The 23590-nt window shown below is 64.0% G+C and carries 21 protein-coding genes; 7 read left to right on the top strand and 14 right to left on the bottom strand.

The features are described 5' to 3' along the window. The first annotated feature begins 10 nt into the window (after nucleotides 1-10). Nucleotides 11-769: an HAD-IIB family hydrolase gene (locus ACE5CZ_RS09210; RefSeq protein WP_374947029.1), complete on the top strand. Its 759-nt coding sequence runs from the start codon at nucleotides 11-13 to the stop codon at nucleotides 767-769. On the opposite strand, the gene ACE5CZ_RS09205 is transcribed toward ACE5CZ_RS09210, so the two are convergent. After that, the gene (locus ACE5CZ_RS09205; protein ID WP_374947054.1) at nucleotides 753-1484 is read right to left on the bottom strand and encodes a glycosyltransferase family A protein; all 732 of its coding nucleotides are present in this window, start codon (nucleotides 1482-1484) and stop codon (nucleotides 753-755) included. The two genes, ACE5CZ_RS09210 and ACE5CZ_RS09205, sit on opposite strands and share 17 nt — an antisense overlap. A 14-nt stretch (nucleotides 1485-1498) precedes the next feature. After that, complete coding sequence (locus ACE5CZ_RS09200) at nucleotides 1499-2623, bottom strand: diacylglycerol/lipid kinase family protein (RefSeq protein WP_374947028.1); 1125 nt, start codon at nucleotides 2621-2623, stop codon at nucleotides 1499-1501. Nucleotides 2624-2634: 11 nt separating this feature from the next. Here ACE5CZ_RS09200 and ACE5CZ_RS09195 point away from each other — a divergent pair, with 11 nt between their 5' ends. Next, nucleotides 2635-3879, top strand: a complete 1245-nt coding sequence (locus ACE5CZ_RS09195) for a pyridoxal phosphate-dependent aminotransferase (RefSeq protein WP_374947027.1) — start codon at nucleotides 2635-2637, stop codon at nucleotides 3877-3879. A 24-nt stretch (nucleotides 3880-3903) separates the two neighbouring features. On the opposite strand, the gene ACE5CZ_RS09190 is transcribed toward ACE5CZ_RS09195, so the two are convergent. Beyond that, nucleotides 3904-4185 (bottom strand): hypothetical protein, encoded by a 282-nt coding sequence (locus tag ACE5CZ_RS09190; protein WP_374947026.1) that lies wholly within the window; start codon nucleotides 4183-4185, stop codon nucleotides 3904-3906. Between the two features lie 152 nt (nucleotides 4186-4337). On the opposite strand from ACE5CZ_RS09190, the gene ACE5CZ_RS09185 reads away from it, so the two are divergent. Then, nucleotides 4338-4913, top strand: coding sequence for a histidine phosphatase family protein (locus ACE5CZ_RS09185; RefSeq protein ID WP_374947025.1), 576 nt, complete (start codon nucleotides 4338-4340; stop codon nucleotides 4911-4913). Here the strand turns inward: ACE5CZ_RS09185 and ACE5CZ_RS09180 are convergent. From ACE5CZ_RS09180 to ACE5CZ_RS09160, 5 genes are all read right to left on the bottom strand, one after another. After that, entirely contained in the window at nucleotides 4910-6343 is a 1434-nt protein-coding gene (locus tag ACE5CZ_RS09180) for a hypothetical protein (protein WP_374947024.1), read from the bottom strand. The genes ACE5CZ_RS09185 and ACE5CZ_RS09180 overlap by 4 nt on opposite strands. Further along, nucleotides 6340-7581, bottom strand: coding sequence for a multiple monosaccharide ABC transporter permease (mmsB, locus tag ACE5CZ_RS09175; RefSeq protein WP_374947023.1), 1242 nt, complete (start codon nucleotides 7579-7581; stop codon nucleotides 6340-6342). The genes ACE5CZ_RS09180 and mmsB overlap by 4 nt, the downstream gene beginning before the upstream one ends. A gap of 33 nt (nucleotides 7582-7614) precedes the next feature. Continuing rightward, on the bottom strand, nucleotides 7615-9162 hold the full coding sequence (mmsA, locus tag ACE5CZ_RS09170; protein ID WP_374947022.1) for a multiple monosaccharide ABC transporter ATP-binding protein: 1548 nt from the start codon (nucleotides 9160-9162) through the stop codon (nucleotides 7615-7617). A 135-nt stretch (nucleotides 9163-9297) separates the two neighbouring features. Next, nucleotides 9298-10419, bottom strand: coding sequence for a multiple monosaccharide ABC transporter substrate-binding protein (gene chvE / locus ACE5CZ_RS09165; protein WP_374947021.1), 1122 nt, complete (start codon nucleotides 10417-10419; stop codon nucleotides 9298-9300). Between the two features lie 208 nt (nucleotides 10420-10627). Beyond that, a complete protein-coding gene (locus tag ACE5CZ_RS09160; RefSeq protein WP_374947053.1) occupies nucleotides 10628-11611 on the bottom strand; it encodes a LacI family DNA-binding transcriptional regulator in 984 nt (327 codons plus the stop codon). A gap of 423 nt (nucleotides 11612-12034) precedes the next feature. On the opposite strand from ACE5CZ_RS09160, the gene ACE5CZ_RS09155 reads away from it, so the two are divergent. Further along, nucleotides 12035-12535 carry a hypothetical protein gene (locus tag ACE5CZ_RS09155; protein ID WP_374947020.1) on the top strand — a complete coding sequence of 167 codons (501 nt, stop codon included), beginning with the start codon at nucleotides 12035-12037 and terminating at the stop codon, nucleotides 12533-12535. Nucleotides 12536-12543: 8 nt separating this feature from the next. Here the strand turns inward: ACE5CZ_RS09155 and ACE5CZ_RS09150 are convergent, their stop codons facing one another. Further along, nucleotides 12544-13641 carry a fatty acid desaturase family protein gene (locus ACE5CZ_RS09150; RefSeq protein WP_374947019.1) on the bottom strand — a complete coding sequence of 366 codons (1098 nt, stop codon included), beginning with the start codon at nucleotides 13639-13641 and terminating at the stop codon, nucleotides 12544-12546. Nucleotides 13642-13864: 223 nt separating this feature from the next. After that, nucleotides 13865-15262: a sugar nucleotide-binding protein gene (locus tag ACE5CZ_RS09145; protein WP_374947018.1), complete on the bottom strand. Its 1398-nt coding sequence runs from the start codon at nucleotides 15260-15262 to the stop codon at nucleotides 13865-13867. Between the two features lie 183 nt (nucleotides 15263-15445). Here ACE5CZ_RS09145 and ACE5CZ_RS09140 point away from each other — a divergent pair, with 183 nt between their 5' ends. Continuing rightward, nucleotides 15446-15736: a hypothetical protein gene (locus tag ACE5CZ_RS09140; protein WP_374947017.1), complete on the top strand. Its 291-nt coding sequence runs from the start codon at nucleotides 15446-15448 to the stop codon at nucleotides 15734-15736. A 106-nt stretch (nucleotides 15737-15842) separates the two neighbouring features. Beyond that, nucleotides 15843-17159 carry a UDP-glucose dehydrogenase family protein gene (locus ACE5CZ_RS09135; RefSeq protein WP_374947016.1) on the top strand — a complete coding sequence of 439 codons (1317 nt, stop codon included), beginning with the start codon at nucleotides 15843-15845 and terminating at the stop codon, nucleotides 17157-17159. 70 nt (nucleotides 17160-17229) lie between these two features. Here the strand turns inward: ACE5CZ_RS09135 and ACE5CZ_RS09130 are convergent, their stop codons facing one another. The 4 genes from ACE5CZ_RS09130 to ACE5CZ_RS09115 form a co-directional block, all read right to left on the bottom strand. Beyond that, nucleotides 17230-18252: an LCP family protein gene (locus ACE5CZ_RS09130; RefSeq protein ID WP_374947015.1), complete on the bottom strand. Its 1023-nt coding sequence runs from the start codon at nucleotides 18250-18252 to the stop codon at nucleotides 17230-17232. Nucleotides 18253-18436: 184 nt separating this feature from the next. Continuing rightward, a complete protein-coding gene (locus ACE5CZ_RS09125; protein ID WP_374947014.1) occupies nucleotides 18437-18874 on the bottom strand; it encodes a hypothetical protein in 438 nt (145 codons plus the stop codon). Between the two features lie 162 nt (nucleotides 18875-19036). Continuing rightward, nucleotides 19037-20854: a DUF4012 domain-containing protein gene (locus tag ACE5CZ_RS09120; protein ID WP_374947013.1), complete on the bottom strand. Its 1818-nt coding sequence runs from the start codon at nucleotides 20852-20854 to the stop codon at nucleotides 19037-19039. Nucleotides 20855-20913: 59 nt separating this feature from the next. Beyond that, nucleotides 20914-21657, bottom strand: coding sequence for a polysaccharide pyruvyl transferase family protein (locus ACE5CZ_RS09115; RefSeq protein WP_374947012.1), 744 nt, complete (start codon nucleotides 21655-21657; stop codon nucleotides 20914-20916). Nucleotides 21658-22035: 378 nt separating this feature from the next. Between ACE5CZ_RS09115 and ACE5CZ_RS09110 the strand changes: the two genes are divergently transcribed. After that, nucleotides 22036-23496, top strand: coding sequence for a lipopolysaccharide biosynthesis protein (locus ACE5CZ_RS09110; RefSeq protein WP_374947011.1), 1461 nt, complete (start codon nucleotides 22036-22038; stop codon nucleotides 23494-23496). Nucleotides 23497-23590: the final 94 nt, after the last annotated feature.

Here is a 23590-nt window from a genome sequence, read left to right as displayed (position 1 = left end):
GTCGTCGGCTATGACCTCGACTCCCCGACTCGTCGCCTTCGATCTCGACGACACCCTCGCTCCGTCGAAGACGGCGATCGACCCGCGCATGGCGAAGCTGCTCGTGACGCTGCTCGACCGTGTCGAGGTGTGCATCATCTCGGGCGGTCAATACGGCCAGTTCACCGCCCAGGTGATCAACAATCTCACCGGCGCAAGCCCCGAGGCGCTCGGGCGGTTGCACCTGATGCCCACCTGCGGCACACAGTACTACCGCTTCGAGAAGGGCTCGTGGAACCAGGTCTACGCGCAGAACCTCACCGATGACGAGAAGCAGCGCGCCCTGGCCGCCGTCGAGTCCGAGGCCAAGCGCCTCGGCTTCTGGGAGTCGGACACCTGGGGCCCCATCCTCGAGGATCGCGGATCGCAGATCACGTTCTCGGCTCTCGGTCAGGGCGCGCCCGTCGCCGCGAAAACAGCCTGGGACGCCGACGGCGTCAAGAAGAACACTCTGCGCGAGGCGGCGCAGGCGCTGCTTCCCGACCTCGAGGTGCGCAGCGGCGGGTCGACCTCCGTCGATATCACCAGGCGAGGAATCGACAAGGCCTACGGCATGACCCGACTGGCCGAGCTCACGGGCATCCCCCTCGACGACATGCTGTTCGTCGGAGACCGTCTCGACGTGAACGGCAACGACTATCCGGTGAAAGCGCTCGGCGTAGAGTGCCACGCGGTCGATGGTTGGCACGACACGGCCGACTACCTCGACGACCTCATCCCGACGCTGTAGTCGACGGGCCGAGGCGCAGCAGGCGACGCGCCCAGCGCAGCCACGGCAGGTCGTGCGGCCAGTGGATCACGAGCGAATGGAACCCGCGGCGAATGCGGGTCGCGAAGCCGCTCGCGTCGAACAGCGGGCGCATCGAGATGCCCATTCCGAGGCCGCGCACATAGCGGATGCGCTGGCGCGGCCCGATGTGCATCGACAGGTCCATGTCGTCGTGCACGAACGCGTCGCCGCGGTGCACCGCGTCGCTCACGGCCAGCCAGGCGTAGCGTCGCATCGCGAAGTTCGATCCGAACAGCGGAATGTGTCCCATGCCGAGGTACACCGTGCCGAAATACGCACCCAGGTAGAAGGCCGCCAGCGGCGCCCGCAGCAGCCGCGGCCCGTCGATGAAGTGCGCCGCGCCCGTGACGGCCACGGCATCCGGATGCCTGATGAACGCCCGTTCTACACGCTCGAGCCAGTCGCGCCCGGGTAGGCAATCGGCATCCAGCCTCGCGATGACCGCGCAGGCGGCCGCGTCGTAGCCGGCCGCACTGGCCGAGGGGATTCCGCCGCCGCCGACGAAGACGACGCGGGCGCCGGCATCCCTCGCCACCCGCGCGCTGTCGTCGCTCGAGCCGTTGTCGACGACCACGATCTCGTCGGGCCGACGTGTCTGCTCGGCGATCGCCTCGAGACAGCGCTTCAGCAGTTCGCCGTCGTCTTTGACCGGGATGACGACAGAGATCGTCAGTTCGATGAGAGCTCGTCTCCCGACGCCTCGAAGAGATCCGACTCCGCGTCAGCGCCTTCCTCGATGCGCTCGCCCGGCAAGCTCCGCTGCTCGGGCTCGTCTTCGACCTGCGGGTCCTCGAGCGTGGCAGACGCCGGGATGCGCACCCGCAGCGCCTCCGCATCGACCCAGGTGCGAAACGCGACCGCCGTGCCGAAGCTGTCGCCGTCGAGCTCGATGTCGTGGGCGCGGTCGAGCTTGACGACCAGCTCCTTGCCCTTGACGTAGTTGAGCGCGCGCACCTCTCTCGAAAGGCCGGCGAGGCGACGGCCCACGGCCGAGCGGCGCAGCACCCCGTTCTCCCACACGATCTTCACGATGATCTGCACCCAGCCCCCGACACCCTGGGGGCGCAGCATCACGATGTCGAACAGCCCGTCGTCGACGGCAGCCTCGGGAAGCAGCAGGATGTTGGCCGGCAGCGACCCGCAGTTGCCGATGATGATCGTGTGCGCGCGAACGGAATGATTGCCCTGCCCATCGAGGTTGTAGCGCATGCGCAGCTCGTTCTTGTCGCGCAGCGCCTTGCCGATCGCGCCGACGTAGGCGAGCCAGCCCACCCTTTTCTTGAGCTCGTCGTCGGTGTTCGCGATCATCGTCGCATCGATACCGAGGCCGGCCATCACGACGAAGGCGAACTTCTCGACCGACGAGTTCTCGCGCCGCACCTGGATGAGGCCGACGTCGATGGCGCGGTCGTCTCCCGAGAACGCAGTCTGCACGGCGTGGTCGAGGTCGTTGAGGGTGAGCTCGAGGTTGCGGGCGAGCAGATTGCCCGTTCCGCTCGGAAGCAGCGCGAGCGAGGCGTCTCCTCCGAGCAGAGCCTCCGCGACCGAGCGCACCGTTCCGTCGCCGCCGGCCGCGAGAACCATCGAGGCGCCGGCATCCAGGGCCTCGGCCGTGACACCCTGCCCCGGGTCGTCGACGCTCGTCTCGAACCAGAGCGTCTCGCCCCAGCCGTTCGGGCCCTCGTGCCTCGCGACGGCGTCGCGAAGCTCGTCGACGTCGACCTTGATCGGGTTGTAGACGACCGCGGCGACGGGCTTCTGCTCGTCGAATGCGTCGGGCTGGTTTTCGCTCATACCGACAGATTATGGGCCACTCGCCGAAGGGGTTGCATCTAGGCTTGACTCTCGTGACCGAACTCACCCGCATTTCGCACCGCATCGCATCCATCGCCGAATCGGCGACTCTCAAGGTCGACGGAAAGGCGAAAGCGCTTCAGGCACAGGGCCGCCCTGTGATCAGCTATGCGGCGGGCGAGCCCGACTTCGCCACGCCCGCGCACATCGTCGAGGCGGCGTCTCGCGCGGTGCTCGATCCGAAGAACTACAGGTACACCCCCGCGGCGGGCCTGCCCGAGCTTCGCGAGGCGATCGCGGCGAAGACGCTGCGCGACTCGGGCCTCGAGGTCTCGCCCTCGCAGGTCATCGTCACCAACGGCGGCAAGCAGGCCGTCTACCAGAGCTTCGCCACGCTGCTCGATCCGGGCGACGAGGTGCTGCTGCCCACCCCGTACTGGACCACCTACCCCGAGGCCATCCGCCTCGCGGGCGGCGTTCCCGTCGACGTCTTCGCGGGCAGCGACCAGAACTACCTCGTCACGGTCGAGCAGCTCGAGGCCGCGCGTACCGAGCGCACCAAGGTGCTGCTGTTCGTGTCGCCGTCGAACCCCACCGGGGCCGTGTACTCCCCCGAAGAGACGAAGGCGATCGGCGAGTGGGCCGAGGCGCACGGGCTCTGGGTCATCAGCGACGAGATCTACCAGAACCTCACCTACGACGAAGTGCGCGCGTTGTCCATCGTCGAGGCCGTTCCCTCGCTGGCCGACCGCACGATCCTGGTCAACGGCGTCGCCAAGACGTATGCCATGACCGGATGGCGGGTCGGCTGGATGGTCGGCCCGGCCGACGCCATCCTGGGCGCCGCGAACCTGCAGTCGCACCTGTCGAGCAACGTCTCGAACATCTCGCAGCGGGCCGCCATCGAGGCGCTGAACGGGCCGCAGGATGCGGTCGAAGAGATGCGGCTGGCGTTCGATCGCCGTCGCACGACCATCGTCGCGGGCCTCAATGCCATCGAGGGCATCGTCTGCCCCACGCCGGAGGGCGCGTTCTACGCGTACCCCGATGTCACCGGGCTGCTCGGCCGCTCCTGGGGCGGGGTCACGCCGACCACGTCGCTCGAGCTGGCCGATCTCATTCTCGACCAGGCCGAGGTCGCCGCGGTTCCGGGTGAGGCGTTCGGCCCGAGCGGGTTTCTGCGCCTGTCGTACGCGCTGGGCGACGAGCCGCTTGCCGAGGGAATCGCGCGGCTGCAGGCGCTCTTCGCGGTCTAGCGAGAATCCGGCCAGGGCGCTCGGCTACTTCGAAGACTTCTTCTCTTTCTTCGAGATCGTGGCCCGCTCGGCCTCGAGCGTCGCGCGCAGCGTGTCGTCGATGCGGTCGTCGACGACGCCGATGAACGGGTTCGTCATACGCTTCTTCGCCGGCAGCGACGAGAGGTAGGCGGTGGCCGCCTTCTGCACGCGAACGGTCGCCCGCTCTGTCTTCGAGACAGACGCATCGGGCGTGGCAGCGATCTCTGCATGCTTGCCCAGGGCCTTGATGAGTTCGGTCAACGCCGTGGTGATCTTCTTCGTCATGACTGCATTGTGTCAGGCGAAAGTTAACGCGCAAGTCGGTGTCATTCCTGCCTGCCGGGGCGCGAGGCGAGCGGCCCGCCTACCATGGAGGATGGGCCCCAGGGAGACACCGGATCGCCCCTCGCTCGCCCTCGACGAAAGCTCCTCCTCTCATGCGCATCGAACTCATCCGCCACGGCCAGACCGATTGGAATCGTGATGACCGCCTGCAGGGATCGAGCGACATTCCCCTGAACGCCACCGGACGCGCGCAGGCCGTCGAGACCGCAGCGGTACTCGCCGACCAGGGCCTCTCGGCGATCGTCTCGTCGCCCCTGATGCGCGCCCGCGACACCGCGCGCATCATCGCCGAGATCCTCGACATCGAGCTCGGGGCAAGTTACGACGACCTCATCGAACGCGACTACGCCAGCTTCGAGGGAACGGTGGCGTCGGGCCCCATGCCCGACGAGCCGGATGCCGAGTATCCCGACGTGGAGAGACGCGAATCGGTGACCGAGCGGGGCATGCGCGCGATCGCCGAGATCAAAGACACGCGTCTGCCCATCGACGGGCCGGATGCGACGATCGCCGCGGTCTGCCACGGCACGATCATCCGCTTCGTCCTCTCCGAGATCCTCGGCGAGGAGATTCCCCACATTCACAATGCCGCGATCAACTCGATCGAGTGGGTCGGAGACTCGTGGCGCGTCCTGAGCGTCAACGGCACCGCCAGGGCCCTGCGTTAGAGCGGCGCCACCAGGCCGAGCAGTTCGACCCGGCTACGTCTGGGCCCCACCTGGCCCACGACCCGGCCGCCGGCCATGGCCACGATACGGTCGCTGACAGCGTAGAGCTCGTTCAGGTCGGCCGAGGTCATGATCACCGCCTTGCCCGCCGCCGCGATCTCACCCACCAGACGCCACACCTCGGCACGCTGCTCGGGGTCGAGCTCGCGGGTCGGCTCGACGAGCAGCAGCACCCGATGCTCCGACGCCGGGAACAGTTCGAGCAGGCTGTGGATGCGCACCCACTCTTCGTCACGGCCACGCAGGCGCACGGCATCCAGCGCGCGGGCACCGGGAGTGGCCGGATGCGGCTCGTCGTCTCGACTCACCAGCCCCGTGTTCATCAGCGCGGGCAGCATCGACGGCGTCGCGGCAGCAGAGATGCCTCCGACGATGCGCACGCGGTACTTGGGCTGCACCGTCACGATCGCGAAGATGCCGGTGCGGATCGCGGCCATCGTGGTGCTCGTGTCGACCACGAGCCCCTCGAGCAGCACGGCCCCCGAGGGCACTGTGCCCGCGGTGCGCCCGAACACACTCAGCAGCAGCTCGTTGCGGCTGGAGCCGTCGAGGCCCGCGATCCCCACGATCTCGCCCGCCGCCGCGCTCAGCGACGCGTCGACGACGACCGGGGTGACGCGGTCGAACTCGTCGAGCGTGCTCCAGTTCACGATCTCGACGAGGGGTGCGGATGGCGACTGGGCCGCCCCGGCAGGTCGCGCGCTGCCGGCGGCGCCGCCCTCGTTGTCCGGCGCGCCGTCGGCCATGGCCTCGAGGAGCCGGCCACGGGCATCCACCCGGCCGTCGCCGGGCCGCAGCACGGCCGCGATAGATCCCGTTGACAGCCCCGACGAGAGCACCGACACCACGTCGCCGATCTCGAGGGCGAAGCTCGGGCGCTGGGATGCGATGACCACCGTGATTCCGTCGTTCGCGAGGCGGCGCAGCACCCGCGTGACCCGGTCTGCAGCGGCATCCGTGAGCCCGGCGGCGGGCTCGAAGAGCGCGAGAACCGTCGATTCGTGCGCGAGTGCGCGGGCCACTTCGACGAGCACACGCGACGCGCCGTCGAGCTCCGCCGCGAGCGTGGGCACGGGCGTGTAGACGTCGACCCTGCGCAGTAGAGCGGTCGCCCGCCTGCGCATCGCCGCATTGTCGACGATTCCGGGGAGGCCGAAGAAGCGACGGCGCGGCTCGATGCCGAGAAAGAGGTTGTCGGCCAGGCCGAGGGTGGGCGTGAGCGACGAGATCCGGCGCACGTGCGCGAACGGAGTTTCGCCCGCGAGCTTCGCAAGCACGGCGTCGAGCCCGGACGAGTCCACGCCGAGGACGACGTGGATCTCGCCCGGGCTCGGGCTGAACGCTTCTGAAAGCGACGTGGGGCTGATCAACGTCCTCCGGAGCGGCGCTTGTTGTAGACATCGAAGGCCACGGCGAAGAGCAGAACAAGGCCCTTCACAGCCTGCTGCCACTCGATGCCGATGCCCATGATCGACATGCCGTTGTTCAGCACACCGATGATCAGACCACCGATGATGGCGCCGCCGATCGTGCCGACGCCGCCCTGCACGGCCGCGCCACCGATGAAGGCGGCCGAGATCGCCTCGAGTTCGAAGCCGTCACCGGCCTTGGGGCCGGCGAGGTTGAGCCGGGCGGTGAAGATGAGGCCGGCGAGCGCGGCGAGGAAGCCCATGTTGACGAACAGCCAGAACGTGACGGTGCGGGTCTTGATGCCCGACAACTCGGCCGCGTGCAGGTTGCCGCCGATCGCGTAGATGTGCCGGCCGAAAACCGAGCGGTTCATCACGATGCCGTAGACGAGCACCAGCACGGCGAGAACGATCAGGGTGATCGGAATGCCCTTGTAGCTCGCGAGCGCGTAGGCGAAGAATCCGATGGCCACGGCGATGAGTACGAGCTTGGCGACGAACCAGACGAGCGGCTCGACGGCCTGGCCGTAGCTCGACCGGCCTTTGCGGGTGCGGAACTGCTGCACGACGAGCGCGATGATCGCGATCGCCGCGACGCCGAGGGTGAGCGGGTCGAGTTCGAGTTCGCCGAAGACGTTGCTGAGAAAGCCGTTGCCGAGAGCGCGGTACTCGGTGGGGAACGAGCCGATGTTGGCGTTGCCGAGCACCACGAGCGCCAGGCCCCGGAATATGAGCATGCCCGCGAGCGTCACGATGAACGCGGGTATGCCCACGAAGGCGATCCAGAAGCCTTGCCAGACCCCCACGAGGGCTCCGACCAGCAGCGACAACACGATCGACAGCCACCAGGGCAGGCCCCACTGAACGGCGAAGACGCCGGAGACGGCGCCGACGAACGCGGCGACCGATCCGACCGAGAGGTCGATGTGGCCGGCGATGATGACCATCACCATGCCGATCGCGAGAACGAGGATGTAGCCGTTCTGCACGATCAGGTTCGAGATGTTCTGCGGCCGCAACAGGATGCCGTTGGTCAGCACGCTGAACAGCACGACCACCAGGATCAGGGCGATGAAGATGCCGTTCTTGCCCAGGTCGCTCAAAATGTGGCTGAACCGTTCGGTGAACCTGTTCTCAATCGGGTTCACCTGGCTGCCGGCCGCGACGCCGTCGGCGGGTTTGGTCTCGAGGTCAGACATGTCGTTGTGCTCCTCTATCCACCAGCGCGAGCGCTAGCGGGCCTTTTCCATGGTCATGAGTTTGAGCAGAGCCTCGGGGCTCGCTTCTTCGATCGGCAGCTCGCCGGTGATGCGCCCCTCGCTGAGCGCATAGATGCGGTCGCAGATGCCGAGCAGCTCGGGCAGCTCGCTCGAGATGACGATCACGCCCTTGCCCTCGGCGGCCAGCTTGTTGATGATGCTGTAGATCTCGTACTTCGCACCCACGTCGATTCCGCGGGTGGGCTCATCGAGAATCAGCACGTCGGGATCGGAGTAGATCCACTTCGACAGAACGACCTTCTGCTGGTTGCCGCCCGACAGCTTGCCGGTCTTCGCCAGCACCGTCGGCGACTTGATGTTCATGCTCTTGCGGTACTCGTTCGCGACGGTCCACTCCTGGCCGTCGTTGACGAGACCGAGCCTCTCGAGCTTGTTCAGCGCGGCCATCGAGATGTTGCGCTTGATGTCGTCGATGAGGTTGAGGCCGTAGGTCTTGCGGTCTTCTGTCGCGTATGCCAGGCCGTTCGAGATGGCCTCCGACACCGTGCGGGTCTTGATCTCGGCGCCGTTCTTGAACACGCGACCGCTGATCTTCGAGCCGTAGCTGCGGCCGAACAGACTCATCGCGAACTCGGTGCGGCCGGCGCCCATGAGGCCCGCGATGCCCACGATCTCGCCGCGGCGCACGGTGAGGTTGACGTTGTCGACCATCACGCGGCCGGGGTCTTGCGGGTGGTGGGCCGTCCAGTCTTCGACGCGCAGGATCTCGTCGCCGATGTGCGGCGTGTGATCGGGATAGCGGTGTTCGAGGTCGCGGCCCACCATGTCTTTGATGATGCGCTCTTCGGTGACGTCGCTCTTCTTGATCGTCTCGATCGTCTTGCCGTCACGGATCACCGTGACGGAGTCGGCGACCTTCTTGATCTCGTTCAGCTTGTGGCTGATGATGATGGCCGTGATGCCCTGCTCTTTGAGGTGCAGGATCAGGTTCAGCAGATGGTCGCTGTCTTCGTCGTTGAGCGCCGCGGTGGGCTCGTCGAGGATGAGCAGCTTGACGCGCTTCGACAGCGCCTTCGCGATCTCGACGAGTTGCTGCTTGCCGACTCCGATGTCCATGATCTTGGTGGTCGGGTTCTCGCGCAGGCCGACCCGGGCGAGCAGCTTGGCCGCCTCGGCGTTGGTCTTGTTCCAGTCGATGAGGCCGAGGGCCCCGCGCTGCTCGTTGTTGAGAAAGATGTTCTCGGCGATCGAGAGGTACGGGCTGAGCGCCAGCTCCTGGTGGATGATGACGATGCCCTCGGCCTCGGAGTCGCGGATGTCTTTGAATTCGACCGTCGTGTTCTCGAAGACGATGTCGCCCGAGTAGGTGCCGAACGGGTAGACCCCCGACAGAACTTTCATGAGCGTCGACTTGCCGGCGCCGTTCTCGCCGCAGATGGCGTGAACCTGGCCCCGGCCGACCTCGATGGTGACGTCTTGAAGCGCCTTGACGCCGGGGAACGTCTTGGTGATGCCCCGCATCTCGAGGATGTTGAGAGGAGCGTCGACCGTGTCGGTCATCGTACGAACCTGCTTCCTTGCTGGTTGTGGTGTGAGACTGCCCATCGCCTCGGGCGGCGACGAAGAGAATGGATGCGCCGGGCGCGTGACCGTGTCGGGTCGCGCGCCCGGAACATCCGGCATCTTTTTCGGGTGTCAGCCCGTGATCTCGTCTTCGGTCCAGTAGCCGGAATCGACCAGAACCTCGGTGATGTTGTCTTTCACGACGATCTGCGACTCGAGCAGGTACGAGGGAACGACCTTGGAGCCGTTGTCGTAGTCTTCGGTGTTGTTCACCTCGGGCTTCTCGTCGTTCAGGATCGCGGTCGCCATGTCGACGGCGACCTTCGCGAGCTCACGCGTGTCTTTGAAGATGGTCGCGTACTGCTCGCCCGAGTTGATGGCCTTGACGCTGTCGAGCTCGGCGTCCTGGCCGGAGATCGTGGGCCATTCGGCGCCCACCGTGTAGCCCGCGTCGGTCAGTGCCGAGATGATGCCTCGCGACAGGCCGTCGTAGGGAGAGAGAACGCCGTTGACCTTGGTTCCGTCGGAGTACGTGGAGGTCAGGATGTCCTCCATGCGGCTCTGCGCGACCTCGCCGTCCCAACGAAGGGTTGCGACCTGCTCGAAGTCGGTCTGGCCACTGCCGACGACGAGAACGCCGCTGTCGATGAGGGGCTGGATCTCTTCCATCGCTCCGTCGAAGAAGAAAGTCGCGTTGTTGTCGTCGGGCGAACCGGCGAAGAGTTCGATGGTGAACGGGCCGGCCGGCGCGCCCTCGATGGGTGTTCCGTCGAGCTCGGTGAGACCGAGGCCGTTCAGCATCGACCAAGCCTGCTGCTGGCCGACCTTGAAGTTGTCGAACGACGCGTAGTAGTCGACGTTCTCGGTGTCGCGGATGAGACGGTCGTAGGCGATGACGGGGATGTCGGCGTCAGCGGCATCCTGCAGCACGCTCGTGAGCGTGGTGCCGTCGATCGATGCGACGATCAGGGCTTTGGCGCCCTTGGTGATCATGTTCTCGATCTGCGAGACCTGGGTGGGGATGTCGTCTTCTGCGTACTGCAGGTCGACGGTGAAGCCGGCGTCTTCGAGCTGCGACTTCACGGCGTCGCCGTCCTGGATCCAGCGCTCACTCGACTTGGTCGGCATCGCGACGCCGATGAGGCCGCCGTCTCCGCCGCCGTCGCCGCCACCGGAGCCTCCGGATCCGCCGGAACAGGCGGAGAGACCGACGATCATCGCGCCGGCGGCAACGCCGGCGAGGAGGGTTTTCATTTTCACTGTGTGAATTCCTTTCGAATGTGCACTAAACGTCGTTGTCTGCAGTGGTGCGCGAACCGGCATCGTCCCGGAGACCGGTTCGTTCGCATGCTTCGTGCGTGGTGTGAATTCACATTCCTTGTGAACGTTCACAACGCGTGTTCATAATAGACCCGCAGCAGACGACCGTGTCAACCATCCTCGTGCGACAGTGTCACGATCGTTACCGAGACGCTGGCGGCGCGGTCGATCCGCGCACGAGGAGAGTCGGCTGGATGCTCCCGGCGTATTCTTCGCCCGCCTCGAGACCGCCCAGCAGCAACGCCATGCACCGCCGGCCGAGCTCGACGAAATCCTGCCGGATCGTCGTGAGCGGCGGCCAGAAGTGTGCGGCATCCGGAATGTCGTCGAAGCCGACGATGCTGATGTCGCCCGGCACGTCGAGCGAGGCGTCGCGGATGGCGTGCATCAGCCCCAGTGCCATCTGGTCGTTCGCTGCGAAGATCGCCGTGAAGTCGCGCACTCGCAGCAGCTCGCGGCCCGCGAAGTACCCGAATTCGGCGGTCCAGTCGCCCAGGATCGGCGCCGTCGTGGGCACATCCTGCTCGTTCATCTCGTCGAGGAAGCCGGTCATGCGTGCTTCGGCCTCGATCCAGTCCTGCGGGCCCGCGAGGTGGTAGATGGCGCGGTGGCCCAGCTCGATCAGGTGTCTGGTGGCGAGCCGCGCCCCCGTGATCTGATCGACCGACAGCGACCTGTCGCTGCCGGTTCCCGTCGACTGCAGCGTGACGATCGGCAGCCGCAAAGACATGCCTGCCAGAGTGTCGAACACCCGGCGCTGCGGCGCGATCACGACGAGACCCTCGATCGCCTGGTCGAGCAGGCGATCGATGGCGTTCACGATCGAGCCGGACTCGAAACCGTTGATGTTGGCCGTCGTGACCGAGTAGCCGGCCTCACTGGCGGCATCCTCGATGGCCTGGATGCTGGCGGCCGGGCCGTACATCGTGCGCGACGCAGACAGGATGCCGATGGTGCGGGAACGAGAGGTGACCAGCGCACGAGCCGCGCGGTTGGGGCGGTATTGCAACTGCTCCATCGAATCGAGCACACGCTGCTTGGTCTCGTCGCGGATATTCGGCAGGTCGTTGATCACGCGGGAGACGGTCTGATGGCTGACACCGGCGAGGCGCGCCACATCGTGCATGCTCGGCGCCCGCGACTTCTTCGCCGCCGGCTCGGTTTCCTGTGCCACGCGTCCCAGACCTCTACGTTGTTCACGTTCACAAGGGTGAGCGCCTACTTATTATGCACGCGCAGCCCCCAAGCGCCACCGCTCCATGGGCTGGATGGCGCTCCTCCCGGCGCGCCTGTCGCTCGTTTGCAGGAAAAACGTGCGCGGAAGGCGGTTCTCGTCGACGGTCACCCTGTTCCTCTCGCCACATCGCTCTCGGCGACGCGACTCATGAACCTCTGGACTCCGCCAGACAACACCCTTCATGTGGCCATGCCACCCAAAGGCAGCAGGCTGCATGTACCTGAAACGCCTCGACCCTCCTCGATCTCGCGTCCGGCCATCTGTCTTCACTGGCGTCAGCACCGCGACAGTTCTCGGGCTGGTGTCTCATCGGTGACCGACGCGCTCGCCGACGCAGTGCAATGCCAGTCGGAGGAGTACGCGGTCGTGGTGATCGACTCGGCCCTGAACAAGGGCCTCATCACGCTGCGAGAACTCGAGGCGGCATTCGCGACGCTGCCTCGACGCTGTAAGCGAGCGCTCAGCCGCTCAAACGGGCGAAGTGAGTCCGGCCCCGAGACTCTCGTTCGGATGAGGCTTCGCGCTCTCGGCATCCCCGTCACGGTGCAGGTACGAATCTCAGGAGTCGGGCGCGTGGATCTCGTCATCGGGGACCGCTTCGTCATCGAATGTGACAGCAGAGAGTTCCACACGGGCTCGGAGAGGTACCGCGCAGACCGACGCCGAGACCGCACGCTCATCGGACTCGGCTACCTGCCCATGCGGATCACGTACGAAATGGTCATGTTCGATTGGGCCGAGACCGAAAGGGTCATACTCCACCGCATTCGCCAGCGAGATCATCTCTGGGGGGGTCGCTGCAGGGCGCGGTAGCGCTGCAGCTAGCGGCCGAAGGCCTGGGCTGCCGGGCAGTCGAACGGGTCGCCGCCGGCCGCGAGCCCTACCTTGTTGAGATAGCGGATGACGATGCTGTACGACTGCCTCAGACCGGTCTCGGTGTAGAGGATGTCGTGCTTCTGGCAGTACTCCTTGGCGATGGCCTGGGCCTTCTTGAGGTTGGGGCGCGCCATGTTCGGAAAGAGGTGGTGCTCGACCTGGTAGTTGAGCCCGCCCATGAACGTGTCCATCGCGAACCCGCCTCGGATGTTGCGCGAGGTGAGCACCTGGCGGCGCAAGAAGTCCACCTTGCTGTCATGAGGCAGCGTGGGCATTCCCTTGTGGTTCGGCGCGAACGACGCCCCCATGTAGACGCCGAAGACGGCGAGCTGCACGCCGATGAAGGCGAAGGCCATTCCGGGCTCGAGCAGCAGAAAGATGACGAGCACGTAGGCCGCGATGCGCGTCGTGAGCATGCTGATCTCGAGCCAGCGCTTGTCGACCTTGCCGCGGCCGAAGACCGTGCGGAACCCGTGGATGTGCAGGTTGAGGCCCTCGAACATCAACACGGGAAAGAAGATGTAGCCCTGGCGCTTGGTCGCCCAGGCGTAGAGGCCGCGCGACTTGGCCGCGTCTTCGGGGATGAACGAGATGAAGTCGCGCTCGATGTCGGGGTCTTTGCCGAGCACGTTGGGGTTGGCGTGGTGCCTCGAGTGCTTCGTCATCCACCAGGAGTAGCTGATGCCTACGAACAGGTTGGCCAAGGTGCGACCGGCGATGTCGTTGGCCTTGCCCGAGGTGAAGACCTGGCGGTGCGAGGCCTCGTGGGCGAGAAACGCGAATTGCGTGAAGATGATTCCGAGGGCCGCGGCCATGAGCAGTTGGAACCAGGAGTCGCCGAGGAGCATGATTCCGACACCGACTCCGCCGAGTGCCGCGATGAGCACACCGAACATGGAGTAGTAGAAGCCTTTACGGCGGCGAAGGAGTCCGGCGTCTCGCACTGTATTGAGAAGCGACGAGTACTCGCTCGTCGGGCTGGTGCGCGCTCCTCCAGGCTTGGTCTTGGTGAAGGTGATACGCGGTTTAGCTATGTCAGTCACAGAGGCCCCCTTCGGCCATCGGGCCCGAGCAGGGCAGCAAGACAACCGGGTACTAGGGGTGACTTGTTCTCACTCTAGGGGGCGGGGCTCGAGTGCGGCGTCGATGGCTCGGATGCACGGGCTACCCACAGCCGGTTGCCAGCTGCGACTGACGATATATGCCTCGCGCGGCGTGCACTTACATAGCCCGAAAGGAATATATTCGGGCCCGAGTGCAGGGGCGCTACCGGTGCGAGGGTGCCAGGTAGTGCGTCAATGCCACGTCGCCGTCACGAGGAACGAACCCGACTGCGGCGAGCTTGCCGAGGGGCAGCACGCTCGCCAGCGGACGCGGTGCCGCGGACTTGCCGGCGAAGTAATCCGCCGTCGAAATGCCTGTGACCTTCTCGCCCGAGTGGCCCGTGAGCTCGTAGACCCGGGCGGCGATCGCGGCCCACGACTGCGGCTCACCCTCGTTGGTGAGGTTGTACGTTCCATACTCGGCTTTCGCCGACAACAGGTGCCGGATGCCTGCGGCCAGGTCGGTGGTGAACGTCAGGCGCCCGATCTGGTCGTTCACCACGCTCGGCGCCACCCCGCGCGTTGCGAGCGACGCCATGGTGCGCACGAAGTTGTTGCCCTCGCCGATGACCCAACTGGTGCGCACGATGTAATGCCGGGGCACGGTAGACACGATCGCATCGGCGGCCGCCTTGGTCTGCCCGTAGACGCCGAGCGGCGAGAACGGCTCGTCTTCGAGGTGCTCGGCCGCGGTTCCGTCGAAGACGTAGTCGCTCGAGATGTGCACGAGGGTGAGCCGGTTCGCGGTGGCGACCGATGCGAGCAACGCGACGGCCGAGACGTTCGCGGCCCAGGCATCCGCCCGGCCCGTGGCCGTCTCAGCCTCGTCGACCTTTGTGTATGCGGCGGCGTTGACGATCGTGTCGTAGTGGCCCCAGTGCCGGGATGCGTAGCTGGCCGGGTCGGCGACGTCGAAGTCGGCGCGCGAGACGTATTCGGCGTCGGGGAACTCGACGCGCAGAGCGAGACCGAGCTGTCCGCCGGCACCGAGAACCAGGGTCCGCGCTCCCTTCATGGGAACGACATCGGCCAGGCGCGGATGGGCCTGGTCTTTGGCGCTGATCTCGACGTCGGCGAGTGCGATCGGCCACGGGATGTTCGCGGTCTCGTCGGCGAGGTTGAGGAACGTGTAAGAGGCGGCCGGGCTCCAGTGGTCGTTGACCAGGTAGGTGTAGGCCGTGTCCTCTTCGAGGGTCTGATACGAATTGCCGACTCCGCGCGGCACGTAGACGGCGCGGCCCGCGTCGAGTTCGACGGTGACGACGGCGCCGAACGTGTCACCCTCGCGCAGATCGACCCAGGCTCCGAAGATGCGGCCGGTCGCGACCGACACGTACTTGTCCCACGGCTCTGCGTGAATTCCCCGGGTCGTTCCGGTCTTGCCGTTGAACGAGATGTTGTTCTGCACCGGGCCGAAGTCGGGCAGGCCCAAGGCCACCATCTTCTCGCGCTGCCAGTTCTCTTTGAACCATCCGCGGTTGTCGCCGTGCACGGGCAGATCGAGGATGACGAGCCCCGGAATCGCCGTCTCGGTCAGACGGAGTTCTGTTGCTTCGGTCATCGGTGTCACCTTGTTTTCTCTCGCCGAACGCGTTCGGTCGCGCGCAGCGAGCCTACCGGGATCGCGGGTCGAATTCTTCGAACGCATCCTGCATTCGACATGGGCCGGGAGGGACGGCCATGATTGAGGCAACGCCACAACCCAGGCGGGGCACAGGGCCCGAGAAAATACAGGGGAGGTCTCGTGAAGTTCATCCGGTGCCAGGGCAAGTCGTTCGTGACCACCGACGACGTGGCGCACGCTGTCGTCAATTTCTCGGCTGCCGCCCGCAAACGCTGTCGCGTCGTCATCATCGACGTTCCCGTCGTGGTCGACGGGAATGGCCCGGTGGTGCAGTTGGTGCTATTTCCCGGCGAGATCGTCGAAGTGTCGGAGTCGGCCATGCCCGACCAGGAACTCGACACCACTCCATTGATCCGCTCCCTCGCCAATCGCCGTCTGGCCTGGCTTCCCCACCGCGCTGCGGACGAGTGATCCGACGCATCACCGTGCTCGTGTTCCCGAGTCGCGCTGAATTCCCGGATACCCTGAGAATGACGAGCTGAACTTTCGACAACACAGCTCCGTGGGGAAGCGAACAATGAAACTCTCTGTCATCGGATGCGGCTACCTGGGCGCGGTTCATGCCGCCTCGATGGCCGAATTGGGTCACGACGTGATCGGCATCGATATCGACCAGTCGAAAATCGACGCGCTGGCTGCGGGCAAGGCGCCGTTCTTCGAGCCGGGCCTTCCCGAGATCCTCACCTCGGCCACGGCCACGGGTCGTCTGCGCTTTTCGACCGACCTGGCAGACGCCGCCGGTTCTCAGGTGCACTTCATCGCAGTGGGAACGCCACAGAAGAAGGGCAGCTATGCCGCCGACCTCACGTATGTGAACGCGGCCCTCGATGGGCTGCTCCCCTACCTCTCCGAGGGTGACCTCGTGGTCGGCAAGTCGACCGTTCCCGTCGGCACCGCAACCGACCTCGCCGCGACGATCGCCGCCAGCGGCACCGGGGCGATGCTCGCCTGGAACCCCGAATTCCTGCGCGAGGGCTTTGCCGTGCAGGACACGATCTCTCCCGACCGTCTCGTCTACGGGTTGCCGCCCGAGCCCGGCCAGGCCGAGGCATCCAAGGCCCTCCTCGACGGCGTCTACGAAACGGCCCTCGGCAAGGACACGCCCCTGGTGGTCACCGACTACGCGACCGCCGAGCTCGTCAAGGTCTCGGCCAACGCGTTTCTCGCCACCAAGATCTCATTCATCAACGCGATGGCCGAGATCGCCGAGGTCACCGGAGCCGATGTCACACAGCTGTCGACCGCGATCGGCCTCGACGACCGCATCGGCTGGAAGTTCTTGAAGGCGGGCGTCGGCTTCGGCGGCGGCTGCCTGCCCAAAGACATCCGTGCGTTCACTGCCCGCGCCGAAGAACTCGGCCGCGGCGAATCCGTGGCGTTTCTCAAAGAGGTCGACGCCATCAACCTGCGCCGTCGCCAACGTGTCGTCGACCTCGCCGTCGAGGCGCTGGGAGGCCAGGTCAACGGCAAGAAGATCTCGGTTCTCGGTCTGGCATTCAAGCCGCACTCCGACGACATTCGCGACAGCCCGGCGCTCGACGTGGCGGTGCAGCTGAAGGGTCTCGGCGCCAACGTCGTTGCGACCGACCCCGAGGCGATTCACACGGCCAGCCGTGTGCATCCGCAGCTCACGTACGAGGCCGACCCGGCCGTCGCGCTGCGGGATGCCGACCTGGTCGTGCTGGTCACGGAATGGGACGAGTTCCGCCACATGGACCCAGCCTGGGCACGGCAACTGGTGAAGGCCGCCACGATCATCGACGGTCGCAATACCCTCGATGCGGCCGCTTGGCGCGCCGCGGGCTGGACCTATATCGGCCTCGGCCGCCCGTAAGCTCGAGTCGCGCCCGTGCGGCCACTGCCGCCACCGTGCCCGGTTTGTGCCGCGCCGCCCTATCGGGCGTCTAGTTCGCCGCAGTCAGGGCGCTGAAACCGTCGGCGGAGTCGGTCTCGAAGGCCGACCTTACTGCGGCGAAGGCATCCCAGTCGACGTTGACGATCGACTGACCGTCGCTCGACGTTCCCGTGCCACTGGTCGGAGCCGTGAAGAACGACACGTCACTCGGCGTAACGTCGCGCAACTCGAGTGCCAACTGCCCCACGTAGGCGGCGTCGAATCCGGAATCGACGACCAGGTAGGGCGCTATCGCCGATACGAGTCCGCCGATGCGTGCGGGGTTCGCGAGAACGGCGGCGTTCATGAACTCGCTCATCACCCCTTTCGCGAACTCCTGCTGGTTGCGGGCCCGCTGAAAGTCTCCGTCGTCGAAGGCGTAGCGCTCACGAACGAAAGCGAGCGCTTCGTCGCCGTTCATGACCTGCATGCCGCGCTCGAAGTAGTGACCGGGCATCTTCGACGACTCGAAAGCGACGGAGTTGTAGACGTCTACCCCGCCGAGCGCGTCGGCGACACCGCGAAAGCCCGTGAAGTCGACGACGGCCACGTGATCGATGCGGGTGCCGATCATGCCCTCGATCGTCTGAACGGCCAGCGGTACTCCTCCGAAAGAGAGTGCCGCGTTGATCTTCGCCTGTCCGTGGCCGGGAATGTCGACCCAGCTGTCGCGCATGATGGACATGACGGTGATCCGCTGGCGATCCGCCGGAATGTGCACGACCATGATGGCGTCGGAACGCTGACCTTCGAGGGCGTCGATCGTGGTGTTACTGTCACCCCGGGTATCAGAGCCGAGCACGAGAATGTTCTGGGCGACGTGGGTCTCACTGGGCGCCAGCGGCTCGGGTCGCACCTCATCGGCAGGGAAGGCGTCCGCGAGTTTGACCGTCTTCTCGTCCCACGTGTGCCCGAGCTGCATGGCGTAGGCGGTGGCCGACCCACCTCCGACGAGCGCCAGCACGCCGACGATCACGGCGGCTGTCCTCCACGGATGGCGACGCACCCGCGTAGTCGCTGTGTTCTTCGACATATCATCACTTCCCATAAAATGAATAATACTCACTTTATGGTGAAAATCTCTGAGACGCTACCCCCTCTTCGGTGGCTGAGGGCACACACGCAGAATGCCCCCGGCTCTCGCCGGAGGGCATTCTGCGTAAAACGCCTACTAGAAGCTATCCGAGTGTCAGTTCAAGACACCTTCCAGGCATTTGCTAGACCGACGCTTTCTGGCGACGAACGATGGTGAGAACCACGGTCAGAGCGATACCGAGAGCAAGAGCGCCGGCAGCACCCCAGATGATCAGCATCGGGGTCTCAAGACCCGTGTTGGGCAGAGCACCGTTCGAGTCTGCGCCCGAACCGCTTCCGGCACCTGAGTCAGCAGGCACAACGGTCAGTGTTCCCACTGCCACCTTGCCGGAGACGCCGGTCACGGTCACCGTGTAGGTACCGGGCGTGGATGCCGTGACCGAGTAAGACACGACTCCCGAAGCGTTGGCCGCACGGGAGAACGTCGAAACAACCTTGACGACTCCGAGCGTTACCGCGTCGGGTGCTGATGCGGTGGTGGGCTCGTTTGCGCCGAAGCCGGAGAACGTCATGGTGACCGCAGTTCCCGGTGTCGTGGTGACATCGGAACCGTCGGTCACTTCGTATGCGTTCGCTGCTGCTGGAACGGCGAATACCGCGAGAACTGCAAGTAAGCCTGTTGCAAGGATCTTTTTGAACATATAAAACTACCCCCAAAATAGTTTGTGATTTTCCCCGACACTGGCAGCCCTAGTGGGCATTTACCCCAGATTAGGGTACTTCTACTGTAAGGCACTTTCACAGCCAAGATCAATGTTCGATGTTCCGAGGCTGTAAACAAGCGGTGTATGTTCTACAACCATCTTCTTCGGCTGCGCGTCTCCGCCCAGGAATTGAAACTCCAGCACGGTGCTCTCGCCGGGCGCCAGCTCGACCTGAAGATTACTCAGTGTGTAGCCCGAGTCCGACGTGGGGTGATATCCCACCTCAGACTTGTCTCGCAGTACGCCCAAGTTGAAGGATCCGGGCGGACCATAAACCGTGACGTTGGTGCGGATGCTTCCAGGCGGAACTCCGCTCGCACCTCCCCCCGTAACGTACTCCGGTAGCGTGGCACCAGCATCTCCGGGCGCGGTGTTGGTGACAGTCGCCACAATCGAGTAGTTCGGAAGCCCGTCGGATCGACATACTTTTTGAGCTTTTGATATTTTCACGTCCAGGTAGTTGTCCATCTTCGCGGCAGTGGCGTCGTTTAGATATAAGCCAAAGGCCTCGGTGGTTGAACTACTGAGCGGCAGCGCGCCTGATAGAGAAGTTCCCTCAAGAAGCGCATCGTCGTCATCGTGCGAACTCCAGACAAGAAGTCGCCGTTCTTCTGCGGCAGATCCCAGCGCCTTCACCAGTTTGGTGGGGTTCAGGTCACCGCTGGCAACTTTGTTAAAGACCGAAGCGGCCGCATTAGCGAAAAACGCATCTTGATCCGCTGGATCTTCGAACATGGAGTAGACATCCTGCAGCAGCAGCCGCACGGCATTGTCACTCGACAATTTTTGACCATTGGATAACTCAACGGGGCCTGTTGCATCTAGTAGGTAGGACAGTGCCACAGGGTCGAGAGAGATGACACCGTCCACCTCCACTCCGAATTGTCTCTTCCACATCTCGCGTGCGATCTGTCCGGTTAACTCGAACTGAGGCGTGAAGGTCACGTCCTGAATGTATTCAGCCGTGTGATTCCCGTACAACGACCGGGTTTCAATAGGAAGCTCGATTACCGGCGAATCGAACTTTTCAAAGTCGCGCGACGACGCCTGCTGCGCCAAGCTGATGCGACCGCCCGACGTCGAAATTAGCGCCATCGCCCCGGGTATACCTCCAGACGATCTCAGTTCCGCATTGTTTTGGAAAAGAACAAGGTAGTTCCGTGGGGAATCCTGCCCCAACATAGATGGAATGAGGGTAGCGGCCTTATCTACTGCGTCCACGCCAGCCGCCACATCCGAAACCGCACCCTCGAGATCGTTCTTGGCTCGCTCAATCGGTTCGAAGAGGCCGGACGCATCCACGCCGCGAATCTGGGCCAGAGTCTCATGGACCTGACTGTTCGCTTGGCCTATCACGGGCTGGGAGTCAACGAAGGGCTGCAGAACTATCCCTCCGTCCACCGGCTTGAGATCATCTAGCGAAATCGATCTCGTCAGATCGGCGAGGGGGATAAGAACTCCCTCGGACAGGTCGTCGACGCTCGACGCTAAGACTCGTGTCACCGATAGATTTGCACCGAGCACAGGGACGAGCTCGTAGGCACACCAGACAGGGTCGCTCGTGAGATCGGCAGCCGCTCGAGAATGTTTCGCCAGAGATTGAGCGGACGAATAAGCTCCCTGCGAATCGCCCTCCGCAATCTGTTCTCGGGCCTGTCCCGCAAGTTTGAGAGCGTCTTCGAGTTCACCTTTCGCTAAATATCCGCGAACGCCAACCCAAAGCAGAGAGGCGAGAACCAGAAGAACAAAAACCCCTATTACCCAGCGCAGATACCGGGGCCGCTTAGCCTTAGCCCCTGAACCTGCCCGTCTTGGCCGCAGAGCCTCTTGCGTCATGCTGTGATCCCCACTCCATGTTTCATGGACATTTTTGAACTAGTGAGCCGCACGTGATCTCAGGCGACATTTGCACCGGCGTCGGCGCCCCATAGATCAAATGGGAACGCCTTCAACAAAGGCTCTGAGCTCCACACAGGAGGCTGTTCTCCCCCCATCTCGACTGCTTCTTCAACTGACCCGGCAGCCTGAAAATTGGTTCGCCCGGTGCCCAGGTAGTAGTCGCGGTACTTGAAGTCCGGTTCCTTCTGAGCCTTGATCAACCGAGCTGGAATACCGAAGGATTCGGCCACCACGATGGCGTGCAGAGACGACCCCGTCACGAAACTGCTACGTGCGATGGATCTAATCACCTCAGTTACCTCAGACCGAGGACTCACATAGCGTGGGTCCTGGGCGAGCGCGGCCGAGTCGTTCAGATTAGGAATGACGGTGATCTCTCGCGCGGGTAAATCATCCTTCCAGAACTCCGGCCCCCACAAGGTTCCGACCAAGAGTCCCGGATCGCCATATACGGCAGGGGAAGAAATACCCAGTCCGGCGAGAAATTCTGCAGTAAGAGGCCCCCGCACTGCCCGGACGTCAAGGGTTGAGAAGTCGTAGACTCCGTCGAGCGACTTCCCGTTGGCGCCCGTCCCCCAGACCACATCACCATCCCGCGCCATCCGAAGTATCGATCCGACTGCGACAAGCCGACGAGATTCGTCATGACTCACTACGCCCGAGATGTCGTTCAACTCCAGAATGCGGTTGACGATCATCGGCCCAAGAAGATCGCCGAAGTTATTAACGGGCCGACGCACTGGAATGAGCCTACCCAGACGACCACGAAACACAGGCCTTGACGGATTCCAGTGGACGATATTGATCGATCCCAAACCGATTCCCCTGTCGTTTGAGTATTCCTGCGACTCCGCCAATATTCACATAGTTCGATGACGCGGCAAACCGAATCCGATCCGTGGATCCAACTCGGCCTTCGCGCCGCTGGCGCAATCTCGGCTACAGTAACAGCACTTCAGGTCACCGAAGTCGTTGAGTCCAGAATCAAGATCGAGTCCAGATGCGCTGTGCGTGGCCGATCATTTTTGACCGCACTTCATTGGGGGATGACGTGGCGATGACCGCCTCAACTTCGTCGAGTTCATGCGTTACGAGCACATCGGCCGGTGCATAGTTCGATGGGGAAGGAACGAGGACTAGGCGCTTCGGCTTCGCGCGGTGCGGCGTTCACTATGGGCGGTCAACTCACCCGCGTGTTGATCCAGCTCCTGGGAGTGGCGGTTCTCGCTCGACTTCTCAGCCCCGGCGATTACGGATTGATCGCAATGGTCTTAGCGATCATCGGTGTCGGAGAACTCGTTCGCGACTTCGGATTGTCGTCGGCGTCGATTCAAGCCAAGACCCTGACGTCAGATCAGCGAGACAATCTCTTCTGGATCAGCACCGGCCTAGGGACCTTCTTCGCGGCGTTGGTGATCGCATTCTCACCACTCATCGCCGCCCTCTACGGCGAGCCGAAGCTGCAGATTCTCTCGATCGCTTTGTCGTCCACTTTCATCCTGAACGGAATGAGCGCGCAATTTCGTGCCGGCCTAACCCGGACCCTGAAACTCGGCACCCTGTCCCTCATTGAGATCGTCGCCCAGGCTCTCGGGCTGGGCGTCGGTATTCTCATGGCACTTCTAGGCACCGGATACTGGGCGCTCGCTGGCCAGCAAATTGGTCAGGGTCTTACGCTGCTCGTTGGAATGGCTGTTTTTTCTCGGTGGCGACCAGGCCGATACCACCGAGCTGCGCCCATGAGGGGTTTGATGTCCTTCGGGCTCAACCTATTTGCTTCTCAATTGCTGGTATACGCGAGCCGAAATGTCGACTCTGTGATCATCGGAGCTCGTCTCGGCGCGGAACCCCTAGGCCTCTACAACCGGGCATTTCAGCTTCTGTTGCTTCCGCTGAACCAGATAAACGCGCCCGCGAGCCGCGTGGCATTACCGGTGCTGTCCCGCCTGCAAGATGAGGCTTCGCGATACCGGGACTATCTCATCGCGGGCCAGACAGTTGTCCTGCAGGTTGTGATGGCCGTCTTCTCGGTCGGGTGCGCGCTGGCGGACCCGCTTGTGAGGTTAGTTCTCGGAGACCAGTGGAGCGGTAGCGTACCTCTATTCCAGATTCTTTGCGTAGCAGGTACATTTCAGGCTGCGGGCTACGCCACGTACTGGGTGTTCCTATCCAAGGGGCTCACGAAATCTCAACTCTCCTTCTCCCTCGCCACGAGGCCTGCCCTAATCGGATTGATCCTCGTAGGTTCGGTCTGGGGTGTAACCGGAGTGGCCTGGGCGTACTCGCTGGGCACCATGGCCTTATGGCCGATCGGCCTCCTTTGGCTCGCGCGGGTTTCAGACGCCCCAGTACGCGACATGTTCATCACTGGCCTGAGAACAATCGTTGGATTCGGCCTCGCGGGATTGGCCTGCTTCGCAGTGCCATACCTTTTCATTCGGCCGAATGGCGACGTACTCACTATCTTCTGGGGTGCCGCTGGGTGGCTGGCGTGTTGGCTCATCCAGCTCCTCATCTGGCCCGCGTTCCGACGCAATGCTCTCATAGTCATTCAGACGCTCAAATTTCTCCGTATGTAGGTGTCGGGCCTCTCAGACCTGACGAGCCTTTCCAAGGTGCCCTGGAGATGTCGCGCGTGTTACGAATGGTCGCGATTGCCGAGAAACAGAAACC

Source organism: Agreia sp. (assembly GCF_964263775.1).
In the GTDB taxonomy this organism is placed as follows: Bacteria; Actinomycetota; Actinomycetes; order Actinomycetales; family Microbacteriaceae; genus Agreia.
This window is presented reverse-complemented; position numbering and strand designations above follow the sequence as displayed.

Excerpts from the sequence above, each read along its gene's own strand:
- ACE5CZ_RS09210 (WP_374947029.1), top strand. The coding sequence starts at position 11 with ATGACCTCGACTCCCCGACTCGTCGCCTTCGATCTCGACGACACCCTC.
- ACE5CZ_RS09200 (WP_374947028.1), bottom strand. The coding sequence starts at position 2,623 with ATGAGCGAAAACCAGCCCGACGCATTCGACGAGCAGAAGCCCGTCGCC.
- ACE5CZ_RS09195 (WP_374947027.1), top strand. The coding sequence starts at position 2,635 with ATGGGCCACTCGCCGAAGGGGTTGCATCTAGGCTTGACTCTCGTGACC.
- ACE5CZ_RS09190 (WP_374947026.1), bottom strand. The coding sequence starts at position 4,185 with ATGACGAAGAAGATCACCACGGCGTTGACCGAACTCATCAAGGCCCTG.
- ACE5CZ_RS09185 (WP_374947025.1), top strand. The coding sequence starts at position 4,338 with ATGCGCATCGAACTCATCCGCCACGGCCAGACCGATTGGAATCGTGAT.
- mmsB (WP_374947023.1), bottom strand. The coding sequence starts at position 7,581 with ATGTCTGACCTCGAGACCAAACCCGCCGACGGCGTCGCGGCCGGCAGC.
- mmsA (WP_374947022.1), bottom strand. The coding sequence starts at position 9,162 with ATGACCGACACGGTCGACGCTCCTCTCAACATCCTCGAGATGCGGGGC.
- chvE (WP_374947021.1), bottom strand. The coding sequence starts at position 10,419 with ATGAAAACCCTCCTCGCCGGCGTTGCCGCCGGCGCGATGATCGTCGGT.
- ACE5CZ_RS09160 (WP_374947053.1), bottom strand. The coding sequence starts at position 11,611 with ATGCACGATGTGGCGCGCCTCGCCGGTGTCAGCCATCAGACCGTCTCC.
- ACE5CZ_RS09145 (WP_374947018.1), bottom strand. The coding sequence starts at position 15,262 with ATGACCGAAGCAACAGAACTCCGTCTGACCGAGACGGCGATTCCGGGG.
- ACE5CZ_RS09135 (WP_374947016.1), top strand. The coding sequence starts at position 15,843 with ATGAAACTCTCTGTCATCGGATGCGGCTACCTGGGCGCGGTTCATGCC.
- ACE5CZ_RS09130 (WP_374947015.1), bottom strand. The coding sequence starts at position 18,252 with ATGTCGAAGAACACAGCGACTACGCGGGTGCGTCGCCATCCGTGGAGG.
- ACE5CZ_RS09120 (WP_374947013.1), bottom strand. The coding sequence starts at position 20,854 with ATGACGCAAGAGGCTCTGCGGCCAAGACGGGCAGGTTCAGGGGCTAAG.
- ACE5CZ_RS09110 (WP_374947011.1), top strand. The coding sequence starts at position 22,036 with ATGGGGAAGGAACGAGGACTAGGCGCTTCGGCTTCGCGCGGTGCGGCG.